The following is a 17,994-nucleotide window of genomic DNA, read 5'->3' as shown; positions in this document are numbered from 1 at the left end:
TAACATTAAAACTAAAATGTTAAGAGTTTTTATACAATAATGTGACTTTATATGTAAACTTGGGTCGAATAAATCGATAGGTGTTATTTATGTTACAAAGCATGTCGTTTATGTTAAAGAATATTAAATTGGCTAAGTTTTTGTTGAAATTATGTTAATTTTTTATTTAAAAAAGTAGCTTTGCAGCGTTAAAATATTTTGAATTAGTGCTTTAGGGTAGTGATTTTAAGTTTTTTAATCGTTTTTAATTGAAAATTAATCTATTTAATCGCCTTATTTATAGTTGATTAAGGTGTTTGGTTGAAAAAAATAAAGTTATAATAAAATTTAAGTAAGAATGTTTAATTTTGATTGATAGAATTAATAAAATAAAATGCTAACCCCACTTAGTCTTTTGTTTTTTTATAATTGAAATTTTTGATGAATATTTTGCAATTCTCTTTAAGCAAATATTTCACAAAAAAATAAAAAAATATTTGTACATTCAAAAGGTTATAGCAAGTTATTTTATTAATTCTATCAATCAATATTTAAGTGATTATAAGAATTTCTATATCTAAAATAATAGAATAAAGCCCATAGCAGCTTATGCTATAGAAATAAAATTTAATTATATGGGAAAAAATTACTTTTTTAAGAAAAATTCCGGAAAAAATTATAAACAGACACTTCTTGTCATGTTTATTGCGTTGCTAGGTTTGTTTAATCCTGAATTAAACGCTCAAACTTGTAATTTAAATGCAGGGAATGATCGCATAATTTGTGAAACTGAAAGTTTATTTTTAGGAAATGTTAATTCAATTAATGAAGGTACCACAAATAATATAAAATGGACTCAAATAGGAGGGCCATCAGTTTATATTGTATCACCAACTTCAGAAATAACAGAAGTTATTGGGTATACCGGCGGGAACGATTATACTTTTTTATTGGAAGGTACTTGTATAGATGGTAGTGGAGTTAATTCTCAGTCTGTTTTAATAAAAGTAAATTCTAATACGCAAGCTGAAGTAGGGGGTCCTATATTAGGATGCCCAAGTGGTGGTCCTTACACGCTTTCAGGTAATACTCCTTTACATACATCAGAAAATGGTGTTTGGGTTATTGCTAGCGCTAATAATGCGGGAGTTACTATTATTAATCCTAGTGATCCTAATTCAGAAGTTACGTTTGATGCAACTAAATCTGGAGACACAGTTTTAAGTTGGGTGATTTCAAATGGATTTCCTACTGATGATGTAAATTATTGTTCAACAAGTGATGATTTAGTTGTTACAAATTATGGAGGTGAACAACCAGTAGACGCAGGGCCTGATCAATTAACTGTGTCTGAATGTTATTCAACAACACAGTCTGTTAATTTACGTGCTTCAAATGGAGGTACTGGTAATGGTGGTCAACAAGGTACTTGGTCTGTAGCAAGTAATACAGCAACTACTAATCCGGTTTTTACAAATGAACATAGTAATGTTACTAGTGTTACTAATTTAACAGAAGGAACCTATACATTAAGATGGACAGTAAGTGGGGCTTGTGCAACAGGGTCAGATACTGTTGTTATTGAGATTCCTGCACCTACCCAAACGGTTACAAATGCTAGTACTGGACTGGATCAAGTTTTTTGTGATCCCGTTACTTCTACGGTTTTAACAGCCAATACACCTTTATATGCTGGTGAAACAGTTAAATGGACTCAAATAAGCCCAACATCAACAACAGCAATAATTGAATCTCCAAATAGTTCAACAACAACAGTATCGGGTCTTAATGGATCTAGTACCTATATGTTTAGGTATGCAATTACTGGGCCAGACTTAGGGGATCCAGCTAAAGATTGTACTACTGATAATGATATTTTTGTAAGTTATGCGAACGACCCTGTTACTATTGATTTAAATCCTTCAGGAGACAATACAATTCTTCTGCCTGCAGATGCAGATACGGTTACATTTCCTATTACTTATTCAGGTGGGAATAAATTTAAATATGAAGTAACTGGGCCTAGTGCGATTGATACAAAAGATGATATTAAATATAGTTCTAACGAAATTACGGTTTCAAATTTAAATAGTGCAGGAACATATGTTATTAAAGTAACTAGATACTCTGAAGGTTTAATTGCCACAGAATGTAATGAAGCATCTGAAGATATTACTTTAATTGTTTCTAAAACTATTGTAGAGTTTGACCCAATGGGTGCAAATGCAGGGACGGATTCTGTTTTAAAATGTGGTCTTGACTATACCAAATTACAAGGAAATGATCCCGCATCTCCTCCTGTAGGTGATACTAATGTATATACTGGTTATTGGACACAAACAAGTGGGCCAAGTGTTGCAGTAATTGAAGATGTGAATGATTGGAATACGCGGGTTGATGTTGGAGCTTCTGGAGAGTATACTTTTAATTGGCATATTTCTGGTGGAGCTGGAGCGGATGTTTCATCTGATGAAACTGTTATTACGGTAAGTCTTATTCCAAATTCAGGGATATTAACGTCACCAGGCATAGTTTGTTCTGGAGACTTTTTCTTGGAGGCGGGAGCTCTAGAACCACAAGAAACAGGTGTGTGGACAAGTAGCCCAAGCGCTACCTTTACAGATCCAACTAGTACATCTACATATGTAAATCTATTACCAGCAACTGATTACGTTTTTACTTGGAGCGTTACAACTACCACAGGTTGTGATTATAATACTACAGTTGCTATCTCTACAGATACTAATGTGGCACCTATAGCTGCAAAAGCAGGTGCAGACCAATGTTTATTAGCAGGTACAACATCCGTAACTATGCAGGCAGATGCTACTAATTTTACTGATGCAACACCAAATACAGTAGGAACTTGGACTTTAATAAGTAAGCCTTCTGGAGCAGCTGATCCAATAGAGTTACCTTCAACAGATCCTAACCAGATTTTTTCAGGATTGGAAAAAGGGAAATATGTTTTTGAATGGGAAACTACTAATGGAAGTACTTGTGCCAGTGTAAATACCGATACTGTTTCTATTACTGTTGATGATCCAACATTTATGTATCCTATAACAGGCCCTTCAGATATTTGTTCAACCTTAGATGGTGTTGCAAATGTTCAATTGGTTGCTGGTGATCCTTCAAATGATGGGTTTACAGGAACTTGGGTTCAATTAGATGGAGATAATTCATGGGCTCAAATACAAACCAATAAAGATGAATTAAATAATTCAACTGCAAATTTAACAGATTTTAAACCTGGATATTACAAATTTAAATGGGTTGTAGATAAAGGGCTTTGCGGTTTTTACGAAGATGAGGTAGAATTTAATGTGAATTTACAAGCTAGTGATGCTGGGTTAAATGAAACTTCTGCTAATATTTGTAGCACCACATATGTTTATTCAAATCCTTCGGATCTATCAGAAGTTTTAACATTACCAGTGGTAAATGGTACAGGTACATGGTCTGTAAGTGGACCTAATTCACCAACTATAAATACTCCAAACGGACCTAATTTAGATGTTTCAGGATTAGTGGTAGGCGAGTATACCTTTACCTGGAGTATAACACCACTTAGTACTATGTGTGATGCACCATCACCTGCAACTTTTACATTAACGGTTGATACACCAGCATACGCGGGTGAGGATACTCGTTTATGTAATGCAACCTCTGTTTTGTTGCAAGGTAATGAGGGTTCAGTAGGAAATTGGACTTTAGAATCTACTACAGATGGAACTGCTACTCTTGGTACAATTGCCAATGCAAGTAATACTGCAATTGCAACAATAGTACCGGGGAATACTTATATTTTTAAATATAATACTGGTTCTGATTGTGGAGCAGAGGATGAAGTAATAGTTATAACTGATGCGCCACCAGAAACTCCAATAGCAGGTGATGATCAAGAAATATGTTTAGCTGATGGTAATACAGTAACAATGGCTGGAAATGATGTTGGCCCAAGCACAGGAACATGGACTTTGATTGATGGTCCTGCCGTAGTAAATGGAGCAGCTGTAATTGTTAATCCTAATAGTGGTACAACAGACATAAATGTTTATGATGAGGGGGTTTATGTATTTCAATGGAATTCAAAAAATGCATCACCAAACAACGCATGTTTAGGTGGATTGAATGATTTAGTAACCGTTAGAGCCTATGCGGCTCCAAGTGATGCAGATATATCAACAACGGAAACAAGTGGTACTTCTTGTCAATTATTTCCACAACTTGATGCTAATGCACCAGATAATGGTATTGGAACATGGACTTTAACAGGTACAGCAATAGGTTATACCATTGGAGATATTACAATTGATAATCCAAATAATCCTTCAACAGCATTTACAATAAGAGATCCTTATGCTTTACAAACAGGTGATTATGAGTTTACTTGGACAGTGACAAATGGTACCTGTACAGACGCTGTAGCTACGATTATTTTACATTATCCAGGTGTTCCGCCTGCACCTGCAGATGCAGGAACAGATAAGGTAGTGTGTAATATAAACCCAGCGGGAAGTGTATCTACTACTTTATCAGCAGCAGCAATAGACCCAACAAATACTGGGGAATGGACTATTGTTACCAAACCAGGTGGGAGTGTTGATCCAGTTTTTTCACCGGTTGATGCAGCATCAACAACTGTTTCTGAATTAAAAGAAGGAGTTTATGAACTTATGTGGACAGTAAAAAATGCAGAAGGAAATTGTACATTAGAAGATACAGTTCAAATTACTGTAACAGATGCGGTTGCAAATGCTAACGCAGGTGCAGATAAAGAAATAGCTCAGTTTACTACTTTACAATTAGAAGCAGATGATCCAACAATATCAGGTTCTGGTGAATGGTCATTTGTATCTGGCCCAACAACTCCTAATTTTATAGATTCTAAATCTCCAACAACAATAGTTACAGGAACACAACCAGGAGAATATAGATTTGAATGGACGGTTGAAAATAGCCCTTGTGCTTCAACCAGTGATATTGTTAAGATTACAATTTTTCCTGTTGTAGATTTAAGTATAAAAAAGACTGTTAGTAATACAGCGCCAAACCCTGGAGAGGTTGTTACATTTACAATTAATGTTATAAATACAGGGCCAAATGAAGGTACAGATGTAGATATATTTGATTATTTACCATCAGGGTTTTCTTATGTTAGTTCATCTACAACTTTAGGAACTTATTCAAATATTACAGGACATTGGGTTATTCCAGTATTGCCAGGTAATACTACTGCAACTTTAACAGTTGTAGCAACTGTAAATGCAACAGGTGATTTTACAAATTTTGCTGAGATTGTTTCAGTTGATCAATTTGATCCAGATTCAATACCTGGTAATAATGATGTTACTGAAGATGATAGAGATTTTGCAAATGTGGTAGTAAACGATTCACCAGTTGCAGAAGATAATGGAGTAACAGGAGTTATAACAGGAGCTAATGCTGTAATACCAAATATTTCAGGTAATGATACATTAAGTGATGGAAGTGCTGTAGATACAACACCAGGAACAGGAAATGTAACAATAGTTTTAGATGCAACTAGTGTTCCAGGAGGTGTTTTAGAAACAAATGGAAGTGTAACAGTTCCAAATGAAGGAGTTTGGACTTATAATCCAACAACTGATGAGTTAACATTTGATCCAATTGTTGGTTTTACCGCAAATCCAACACCAATTACATATATTTTAACTGAGACCTCTACAGGTTTAACAGATACAGCTGTTGTAAATGCATCTTATGTGGCTCAAGCACCAGTTCCAGTTGATGATTTAAGTTCAGCAAATACAGCTGGACCAGTAATTGTTGATCCTATACCAGGAACGCCAGGTCAGGATTATGATGCGGATGGAGCTTCTGCAGGAGGAACTATAGATCCTACGCAAGTTAGTTTAGTAGCAACAGGCACTGCAACTAGCGTAATTACTAATGTAGAAGGAAATACAACTAGTTTTATAGAACCAGGAGAAGGAACATGGGAGGTGAATCCAACAACAGGAGCAATAACATTTACTCCAGTATCAGGATTTACAGAAGATCCAACACCTGTATACTATAATATTGAAGATAATGACGGTAATCAGTCATTAACAAATGCTAAGGTTACTATAGATTATGTTCCAGTGGCAGTTGATGATTTAATTACAGGAAATACAGTTGGTAATGATGTTACTATAAACATAACGTCAAATGATACAGAAGGAGATGCTGTAGATTTAACAACTTTTGAATTTGGTAGTGCAGCAAATCCAATACCAGCAGCTTATGTTGATGGAACAGGGTTAATAGCAACAATTCCAAATGAAGGAACTTGGACTTATAATCCAGCAACCGGAGAATTAATATTTGATCCAATTGATGGTTTCACAACAGATCCAACACCAATAGGTTATACAATATCAGATGTTGAAGGAAATTCAACTTCAGCTTTAGTAACAGTAGAGTATGATCCTGCACCACCAGTTGCAGAAGATGACGGAGTAACAGGAGTTATAACAGGAGCTAATGCTTTAATACCAAATATTTCAGGTAATGATTCATTAAGTGATGGAAGTGCTGTAGATACTACACCAACAACTGGAAATGCAACAATAGTTTTAGATGCAACTAGTGTTCCAGGAGGTGTTTTAGAAACAAATGGAAGTGTAACAGTTCCTAATGAAGGAGTTTGGACTTATACTCCAGCTGATAATTCGGGGCCAACGGATGGTTATTTAACATTTGATCCAGTATTAGGATTTACTTCAGACCCAACACCAATTACTTATATTTTAACTGAGACTTCTACAGGCTTAACAGATACAGCAATTGTTAGTGCTGCATATGTGGCTCAACCACCAGTACCAGTAGATGATTTAAGTTCAGCTAATACTGCAGGACCAGTAATTGTTGATCCTATACCAGGAACGGCAGGTCAGGATTATGATGGAGATGGAGTTACTGCCGGAGGAACTATAGATCCTACGCAAGTTAGTTTAGTAGCAACAAGTACTGCAACAAGTGTAATTACCAATGTAGAAGGAAATACAACAAGTTATATAGAACCAGGAGAAGGAACATGGGAAGTGAATCCAACAACAGGAGCAATAACCTTTACTCCAGTACCAGGATTTACAGAAGATCCAACACCTACGTATTATAATATTGAAGATAATGATGGAAATGAGTCATTAACAAATGCAATGGTTACTGTAGATTATATTCCAGTGGCAGTTGATGATTTAAGTACAGGAAATACTGTAGGAAATGATGTTATTATAAACATAACTTCAAACGATACAGAAGGAGATGCTGTAGATTTAACAACTTTTGAATTTGGTAGTACTTCAAATCCAATGCCAGCAGCTTATATAGACGGAACAGGGTTAATAGCAACAATACCAAATGAAGGAACTTGGACTTATAATCCAGCAACCGGAGAATTAATATTTAATCCAGATGATGGATTTACAACAAATCCAACAGAAATAGGTTATACAATTTCAGATGCTGAAGGAAATTCAACTTCAGCTTTAGTAACAGTAGAGTATGATCCTGCACCACCGGTTGCAGAAGATAATGGAGTAACGGGAATTATAACAGGAGATCCTGCTGTAATAGAAGATATTTCAGGTAATGATACATTAAGTGATGGAAGTGCTGTAAATGCTGGAAATGCAACAATAGTTTTAGATGCAACTAGTGTTCCAGGAGGTGTTTTAAGTAATGGAGGCTTAGTAGTTACAGTTCCAAATGAAGGAGTTTGGACTTATGATCCTGCAACTGATAACTTAACATTTGATCCAGGTACTTATACTTTTCAAGGTAATGTAATTAATTTTACAGGTAACCCAACACCAATTACATATATTTTAACTGAGACCTCTACAGGTTTATCAGATACAGCAATTGTAAGTGCATCATATTTGGCTCAAAATCCAGTAGCTATTAATGATGAAAGTTTAGGAAATACACCAGGTACTGCTGTTACAATTGATGTTTTAATTGATAATAATGTTGCAACAGGAGGAACTTTTGATGATGTAGATGAAGATTCAGATGGAGCATTAGATCCAACAACGGTAAGTTTAATAGAACCAGCTGGAGCATTAAATGCAGTTTACGATAATGGTAATGTTACAAGTTTTGATGTAGCAAATGAAGGAAACTGGAGTGTGCACAGAACAACAGGAGAAATAACGTTTACGCCATTATCAACATTTACAGAAGATCCAACAATAATTGAATATAATATTGAAGATAATGATGGTAATCCATCAAATAATGCCACTATATTAATAGATTATGTACCTATTGCTATAAATGATAGTAGTTTAGGGAACATAACAGGAGTTGATGCAGTTATAGATATATTAGCAAATGATATTACTGGAGATATTGTTGATCCAGATAGTTTTGTATTTGTACCAGCATTAGGGGTAACAACAAATATTACAGGTTCAATAGGAACTTCAAACTATCAGGCAGATGTTGATGGAGAAGGGGTATGGTCTTATAATGCAACAACAGGAGAATTAACGTTTAGTCCAGATTCTGGCTTTACAAATGATCCAACAGATATTCAATATACAATAAACGATTTACAAGCAGTAAGTGGAGCTACACCAAATACTTCATTACCTGCAACAGTACATGTAAATTATGATATAGAATCACCTGTAGCAATTGATGATTATTTAGGAGGTTTAACAACAGGTACCCAAGCTGTAGTTCCTGCTTTAGACGGTTCTCCAACTAATGATTATGATGTAGATGCAGCTGCTGGAGGGGTATTAGTGTCTTCAACAGTAAAAATAGTTGGAACAATAAATGAAGGAGATCCATTAGTAGTAGCAGGTGAAGGAACATGGACGATTGAACTAAGTATAACGGACTCAGATCAAGCTAATATTGTTTTTACACCATTACCAACATTTACGAATAATCCAACACCTATATATTATACAGTAGAGGATAATGACGGTAATATATCTAATAAAGCAAAAGTTACAGTTGAATATACAGCAGTTCCACCAATAACTCAAGATGATTTGAGTGATAATGGAGGTGCAGGTCATGTACCAGGAAATTCTGTAACAATAAACCCTACTGTTAATAATGGTTCAGGACCAGATGTTGATGGAGATGCAGCAGCAGGAGGAACGTTAGATTATACTACAGTTAGTTTGGTTACTCCAACAGGAGCTATAAATACAATTATTGATAGCAATGGAGATGTAACTAGTTTTGATGTACCAAATGAAGGTAACTGGAGTGTTGACTTAGTTTCAGGTGAAATTAAATTTACACCTATAACAACTTTTAATGGTAATCCAACACCTGTATCATATAATATAGAAGATAATGATGGTAATCAATCTAATGATTCTTCCATAACAATTATATACATTGCTCTAGCAGATATTGAAGTTGTAAAAACAGATAATTCTGACACCTATGCTCCAGGAGAACCTATTGTATATACAATAACAGTAACCAATAATGGACCAGCTAATGCAGCAGGTGTAATTGTAAATGATGATATAACAGACCCTATTTTACAAGCTGTTACAACTTGGACTGGAAATGGTAAAACAGATGTTGTAGGTGATATCTCAAATGATATAATTGCAACTTTAGATTCAGGTGTAACCGTAACATATACAGTAACAATTAATGTTCCTAGTGGTTATACAGGAGATATTGTAAATACTGCAAGTACTAGTTTACCACCATCAACAAACTTTAATGAGCCAGTTGATCCGGATTCTAGTAACAATAGTTCTACGGATACAGACGAGATGGATGCAGAAGCTGCATTGGTTGTAAATAAAACAGTTGATAATTTAACACCAGATGTTGGGTCAGAAGTTGTTTTCACAATTACAGTTACCAATATGGGGCCATCAGATGCAACAGGAATAGATGTATTAGATGTGTTACCAACTGGTTATACTTTAAGTACAACTACACCACCAAGTACAAGTCAAGGAATTTATTATCCAGGTGGACCAAATTCAGGTCTTTGGGATTTAGGAAGTTTAGTTGATAATAATTCAACAGGAGTAAGTGAAGCTACACTAACAGTAACAGCAATTGTTAATGAAAGTGGAAATTATACCAATACAGCTGAGGTTGTTTATGCAGATCAAAAAGATCCTAATTCAATACATGGAAATAATAATCCTATAGAAGATGATCAAGATGAAGCAACGACAACACCAAGGGCTATTACAAATTTAGTAACTACTAAAACAGTTAACAATAGTACACCAAACAATGGTGATACAATTACCTATACCATAACGGTTGTAAATAAAGGGCCAAGTGCTGCTACTGGAGTTTATTTAATTGATAATTTACCAACAGGATTGGAGTATGTAAGCCATACAGCAACTGGAGGTTCTGTTAATACTTATGCAGATATTGCAGGAGATATGACCTGGGTAATTGGGTTGATTGATATTGGAGGATCAGCAAATTTAACTATAAATGCACTTGTAAATGCAGAAGGAATATCAAATCCAATTACAAACATTGTAACTGCAGCAGCAGGTGATCAGTTAGATCCAACAACTGCTGAAGATGATTTAGAAGAGGATATAGTGGTAACGGCTTCAGATTTAGTAACTGTAAAATCAGTAAATAAACCAACACCAAATGAAGGTGATACAATTATATATACAATTGAAGTAACTAATAATGGCCCAAGTAATGCAACCGGAGTAAGTTTAACAGATTTATTACCAGTAGGGGTTACTTATGTTAGCAATGATCAAGGTGGGGCATATAATAGTGGTTCAGGAATTTGGACTATAGGAACTATTTCTAACAGCGGAAAAGCAACATTAAATATAACAGCAACCGTTGATGAAGACACATCAGGAACCTCTATAACTAATACTACAACTGCGGCAACAGGAGATCAAACAGATTCTACAACAGATGGAGATGTTTTAGAAGCAATAATAGGTGTTGAAAATTATACTGATATTGTATTAACAAAAATAGTAGACAATTCCACACCAAATGTTGGAGATACAGTAACCTATACGGTAACTGTTAGAAATAACGGTCCATCAAAAGTTACAAATTTAGTAGTAACTGATGCATTGCCAACAGGATTAACCTATGCAATTGTTTCACCAAGTGATGGAACTTGGACAGCACCAAATTGGTACGTAGACAACTTAGATTCAGGTGAAGAAGAAACAATAGTTATTGAAGCTGTTGTAGGTATGGATCAAGGAGGTCAAACACTTACAAATATAGTTAGTAATAGTCAAGATCAAGTAGATTCAGAATTAACAGAGGATGATGATAGAGAAACAATAGTTGTAACAAGTTCAGATTTAGTAACTGTAAAAACAGTAAGTAATTCTATACCAAATGAAGGTGATACAATTATATATACAATTGAAGTAACTAATAATGGCCCAAGTAATGCAACCGGAGTAAGTTTAACAGATTTATTACCAATAGGGGTTACTTATGTTAGTGATGATCAGGGTGGTGCATATAATAGTGGTTCAGGAATTTGGACAATAGGAGCTATTGCTAACACTGCTAAAGCAACACTAAATATTACAGCAACTGTTGATGAAGATACATCAGGAACATCTATTACAAATATTACAACTGCAGCAACAGGAGATCAAGCAGATCCTACAACAGATGGAGATGTTTTAGAAGCAAAAATAGGTGTTGATAATTATTCTGATATTGTATTAACAAAAGTAGTAGATAATAGTACTCCTAATACAGGAGACACTGTTACTTATACAATTACTATAACAAATAATGGGCCAGCGATTGTAACTAACTTACAAGTTGAAGACCTTGTTCCTTCAGGAGTAATTGAAGGTTTAGTTACGCCAAGTGCGGGTATCTGGACTTCGCCAATTTGGAATATAGGTACGTTACCGGTAGGAGAAACCGAAACTATGACTATTGAAGGTGTCGTGAATGCTATTGGAACATTAGATCAATTACCAATTACTAATACTGCAAGTCATACACAAGATCAGGTTGATACTTCTTTACCAAGTGAAGCTTCTGCTGATATTATAGTAACGGCATCTGATTTAGTTACTGTTAAAAGAGTGAGTAATACTAAACCTGCTGAAGGGGACGAAATCATTTATTCAATAGCAGTTAAAAATAATGGACCTAGTTTTGCAACGGGAGTAAGTTTAACCGATGTACTACCTGCAGGAGTTACTTATTTAAGTGATGATAAAAATGGGGCCTATAATAGTGGTTCAGGAAAATGGACTATTGGTAATATGTTTGCAGGTGCTACTGTAAGAATGAATATTAGAGCGAGAGTTAATGCAGGAACAGTAGGAGAGACAATAATTAATACAACAACTGCTGCTAAAGGAGATCAATTAGATCTAATAACAAATGGAGATGTGCTGGAAGCAGTAATTAAAGTTCAGAATTTTACAGATATTGTATTAACTAAAATAGTTGATAATGCAACACCAAATGTTGGTGATATAGTAACTTATACAGTAACTGTTAGAAATAACGGACCTTCAAGAGTTACAGGTTTAGTTGTCATGGATGCTTTACCAGAAGGATTAACTTATGGTATTGTTTCTCCAGGTGATGGAACCTGGACAGCGCCAAATTGGAATGTTGATATCTTAGAAACAGGAGAAGAAGAAACAATAGTCATTGAAGCTCTTGTAGGTATGGATCAAGGAGGTAAGACACTTACAAATACAGTGTCGAATACCCAAGATCAAGTTGATTCAAACTTAACTGAAGATGATGATACAGAAACAATTGTAGTTACAGGTTCAGATTTAGTTACTGTTAAAACTGTAAGTGAAGCTATACCAGCTGAAGGAGATAATATTGTTTATTCAATAGCCGTTACTAATAATGGACCAAGTGATGCAACTGGGGTAAGTTTAACAGATTTATTACCAGCAGGAGTTACTTATGTTAGTGACAATCAAAATGGAGCTTATAATAGAGGTTCAGGAATATGGACTATTGGTTATATAGTAACAGGAGCTACCGTAACAATGAATATTACCGCAAGTGTTAACGCAGGAACAGCAGGATCTATAATAACTAATGCTACAACTGCTGCTAAAGGAGATCAATTTGATCCAACAACAGATGGAGATGTATTGGAAGCAGCAATTAGAGTTGGAAATTTTGTTGATATTGCCTTAACTAAGGTAGTAGACAATGCTACTCCAAATGCAGGAGATATTATAACATATACAATTACAGTTGTAAATAATGGAGATGCAGTGGTTACAGGGTTAGTTGTAACAGATGAATTACCATCTGGATTAACTTATGAAACGGTTACACCAAGTGACGGTGTCTGGAGAGCACCAAATTGGGACATTGGAACTCTTGTTCAAGGAGAGCAAGAAACAATTGTTGTAAAAGCTATTGTAGGAATGGATCAAGGAGGTATTACATTGGTTAACAATATTTCAAATACTCAAGATCAAGATGATAGTAATTTAACAGAAGATGATGCTTCTGAAACTATAATTGTTACAAATACAGATTTAGAAACTGTTAAAACAGTAAGTAATAAAAAACCAAATGAAGGCGATACAATTACCTATACTATTGAAGTAACTAATAATGGACCAAGTGATGCAACAAATGTAAGCTTAACTGATAATTTACCAGTAGGAGTAACTTTTGTTAGTCATTCAGCTTCAAAAGGAACATTTAACTATGGTTCTGGTGAGTGGACAATTGGAAATTTAACAAATGGAGCAACGGCAGTTTTAACAATAAATGCAACTGTTGATGATGATACTTTAGGACAAACTATTACAAATACAACAAGTAGTGTTCTTGCAGATCAGTCTGATTCTGATACAACTAATAATGTTGGAATTGTTTCAATAGTTCCAACGGCAACTATAGATTTAAGTTTAACTAAATCAGTAGTTGATGATGTAGTAGACCCAGAAGTTGGTACTATGATTACATTTGAAATAAGAGTTGAGAATGAAGGTCCAACAGAAGCTACTGGAGTTAAAGTAACGGATATTATTCCTTCAGGATATAATTTTGTAAATTATAGTTCAACAATAGGTACATATAATCCAATAACTGGATTATGGAACATTGGCTTTATAGAGGCTGGAAATACACCTGTATTACTTATTGATGTAATAGTTTTAAAAAGTGGTGAATATGTGAATTGTGCTGAAATTACAGGCGCAAATGAAAATGATTTAGATTCTACACCAAATAATTTTGATCCAAACGAAGATGATTTTGATTGTGCATCTGCTCCTCCATATCAAGAGCTTGATTTAAGATTAGAAAAAACTGTAATAGCTGATAATATTACACCTGAAGTTGGTTCAGAAGTTTCATTTGAAATTAGATTAATAAATGATGGAATTGTAGAAGGTACAGAAGTAGTTGTTACTGACTTGTTGCCAGCAGGGTATACATATGTTAATCATAGTTCAACTAGAGGGACTTATGATTATGATGATGGAAAATGGAATGTAGGGACAATTGCAGATGGAGAAACTGAGGTACTAGTTGTTGATGCAATAGTAAATGCAACAGGTGATTATTTAAATTGTGCTACTATTACAGAAATGCACCAAACAGATTTTGAATTATCAAACAATACAAGTTGTATTGCTACAGTTCCTGTTAAGATGGTAGATTTAGAATTAACTAAAGAAGTTGATTTTGCAGATGCTAGTGAAGGACCTGTTAGTACAACAGACATATTAGAACCTTATGCTGAAACAAATGTTAATTTCACTATTACGTTAACAAATAATGGACTAAGTGATGCAACAGGTGTTGAAGTGACTGATATGTTACCAAATGGTTATAATTTTGTTAGTGCTACTACTTCAACTGGAAGCTATGATAATAATTCCGGAATTTGGAATGTTGGAACAATTAGTAGTGAAATGTCAGAAACCTTGATTATAACAGCTTTTGTTAATCCACTTGGAGATTGGGTAAATGTGGCAGAGATAACAGCTACAAATGAATTAGATATAGATTCTACACCAAACAATGGAGATATTTTTGAGGATGATATGGATCAAGTTGCTACTGATCCAATAATTCCATTAACACTTCCAGAAGGATTTACACCAAATGGAGATGGAATAAACGATGTATTTGAGATAGAATATTTAGAAGTATTGTATCCAAACTTCTCAATGGAAATTGTTAATAGATACGGAAATAAAGTTTATAATTATAAACATGATGGTAATCCATACCATACACCACAGTGGTGGGATGGTTACTCAACCGGACGTTGGAATTTAACTAATGATATACTTCCTACAGGAACTTATTTCTATACTATTCACTTTAATGACGATGATAGAAAACCACAAACGGGTTGGATATATTTAAGAAAATAAAACACTATTTTTGGAAAGAGAATTTTTATGTTCTCTTTCCATTAAAATTTTAAACAAGGTTTATGAAAAAATTTAAATTACTTTTTGGATTTATAATCTTAATGTCCATTACTACAGTTTATGGTCAACAAGATCCACAATATACTCAGTATATGTATAATATGAATGTTTTGAACCCAGCCTATGCAGGTTCAAAAGGTATTACAAGTATTGGTTTATTGGGAAGAACACAATGGGTAGGAGTAGAAGGAGCTCCAAAAACAGTAACCTTATCTGCACATTCGCCTATAGGAAGAGCAACTGGGCTTGGTTTATCTGTTATTCATGATGAAATAGGACCGGTTAAAGAGGATAATGTATACGCAGATTTCTCATATACTATTTTTACTTCTGAAGAAGGAAGGTTAGCATTTGGATTAAAAGGTGGTATTACATTTATGGATGTTAGAGAGTTTATAACTGTTGATCCAGATCCATTAAATATACCAATACACCAAGCCTCTCCAAATTTTGGAGCTGGTGTTTTTTATTATACAAACAAATTTTATGCAGGTTTGTCTGCTCCAAATTTTTTAGAAACCAAACATCTTGAAAAAGAAGGAGGAATTGTAAGTACAGCTTCAGAGAAAATGCATTATTTTTTAACTTCTGGTTATGTGTTTGATGTAGCTGATAATTTAAAATTAAAACCATCTACTATGATAAAAGCAACTTCTGGAGCGCCAATATCTGTTGATTTATCTGTTAATTTATTAATTGATGAAAAAATAGAGTTAGGGCTGTCTCATAGGTTTGATGATTCTGTTAGTGGTATGATAGGGTTTCAAGTAAATGAAGATTTTAGAGTGGGGTATGCCTATGATCATACAACTTCAAAATTTGGAAATTTTAATTCTGGATCTCATGAAATTATGTTGTTATTTGATTTTAATGTAAAAAATATTAAGAGTCCTAGATTCTTTTAATAATAAAACAGAAATAATATGAAAAAAATTACACTTATAATACTATTGTTTTGTGCTTCTTTTATGAATGCACAAGAAGTTAACTATAGTATCAAAAACATTTCTGAGAATACCAAGTTATCTGATTTTGGTGTCACTTATTTTGGAAAGAATGAGGCCGTATTTGCTTCATCTAGAAAAGATAAATCTATTAGAAAAAGAAAATGGTATTTAAATAAACAACCGTATTTAGAATTATTTAAAGGAACATTAACTACTGATGGTGAGATTAAGGATATTGAAAGTTTTTCAGAAACAATAAACACCAAATACCATGAGTCTAATGTTGCTTTTACAAAAGATTTAAAAACTGTTTATTTTTCAAGAGATAATTATATTAATAAAAAAATAGCGAAAGATGATGATGGCTGGGTTTTAATACAATTGTATAAAGCAACTGTAGATAAAAATGGAGAATGGTCAAATATAGTTCCAATGCCATTTAACAGTGATAAATACCAGACAGGACACCCATCTCTAAATAAGCTAGAGGATAAATTATATTTTACTTCAGATATGCCTGGGTCAATTGGGGAAACAGATATTTTTGTAGTTGATATTAATAAAGACGGAACTTATGGAGAGCCTGTTAATTTAGGGCCAAATGTAAACACTAGAAGAAAAGAAATGTTTCCTTTTATAGATGATAATAATGTGTTGTATTTTTCATCAAATGGTTACATTGATGGTTACGGAGGTTTGGATATTTATAAAACAAAAATAGTTGGTAAAGAAGCTGTTAAACTTGCTGTAAATATTGGCGTTCCTATGAATAGCGATAAGGATGATTTTTCATTGGTTTATAAACCAGGAAAAAATTGGGGTCATTTTTCTTCAAATAGAGAAGGAGGAAAAGGAGACGATGATATCTATTATTTTGAAGAATTAATACCTGTTAAGCTTGAATGTAATCAAATAGTAGAAGGAATTGTGCGTGATAAAACTACCAAAGCATTATTACCAGGAACTTTAGTAACTTTATATGGAAAAGACGGAGAAAAAATTGAAAGTGTAATTGCCGATAAATTTGCATCTTTTACATTTAAAGTAAATTGTGAAACACCATATAAGGTTATTGGAACTAAAGAATATTATTTAAAAGACCAAGAAGCATTTGAGACTTCAAATGAGGCTGATTTAGAGTTGGCTTTGGATTTAAATTTAACAACAAACGATTTTATTAATGTTCGTGGACAATTAATGGTGAAAATAGATCCTATTTATTTTGATTTAAATCAATCATTTATTAGATCAGATGCGGCAGTTGAGCTAGGAAAGGTTTTAAAAGTAATGGAAAAATATCCTAAAATTAAAGTGGCATTGGGATCTCATACTGATAGTAGAGCTTCAGATAAATACAATTGGGATTTATCCAATAGAAGAGCAAAAGCTTCTTTAGAGTGGTTAATTGATCAAGGTATTGATCCTACAAGAATAACAGCTGAAGGATTTGGAGAAACAGAATTGGTTAATAATTGTTCTAATGGTGTAAAATGTTCAGACGAAGAACATCAATTAAATAGAAGAACAGAATTTATAATTATAAATCCAGAAGTAGTAAACGAAGACAATTAAAAAGTTTTAAATATATTTTAAAGACCACTAATAATTATTAGTGGTTTTTTTTT

3 protein-coding genes are annotated in these 17,994 nt (G+C 33.9%); all 3 read left to right on the top strand.

Going from position 1 to position 17,994, the window contains the following annotated elements:
* Positions 1-614: 614 nt before the first annotated feature.
* Complete coding sequence (locus DAD81_RS03845) at positions 615-15,362, top strand: T9SS type B sorting domain-containing protein (protein WP_111706920.1); 14,748 nt, start codon at positions 615-617, stop codon at positions 15,360-15,362.
* 62 nt (positions 15,363-15,424) lie between these two features.
* The gene (locus tag DAD81_RS03840; protein WP_111706919.1) at positions 15,425-16,327 is read left to right on the top strand and encodes a PorP/SprF family type IX secretion system membrane protein; all 903 of its coding nucleotides are present in this window, start codon (positions 15,425-15,427) and stop codon (positions 16,325-16,327) included.
* An 18-nt stretch (positions 16,328-16,345) separates the two neighbouring features.
* Entirely contained in the window at positions 16,346-17,941 is a 1,596-nt protein-coding gene (locus DAD81_RS03835) for an OmpA family protein (RefSeq protein WP_111706918.1), read from the top strand.
* The last annotated feature ends 53 nt before the right edge of the window (positions 17,942-17,994 follow it).

The sequence above is a fragment of the Lutibacter citreus genome (genome assembly GCF_003260195.1).
Lineage (GTDB): Bacteria > Bacteroidota > Bacteroidia > Flavobacteriales > Flavobacteriaceae > Lutibacter > Lutibacter citreus.
The sequence above is the reverse complement of the archived record's forward strand: the minus strand, read 5'-3'. Positions and strand labels throughout refer to the sequence as shown.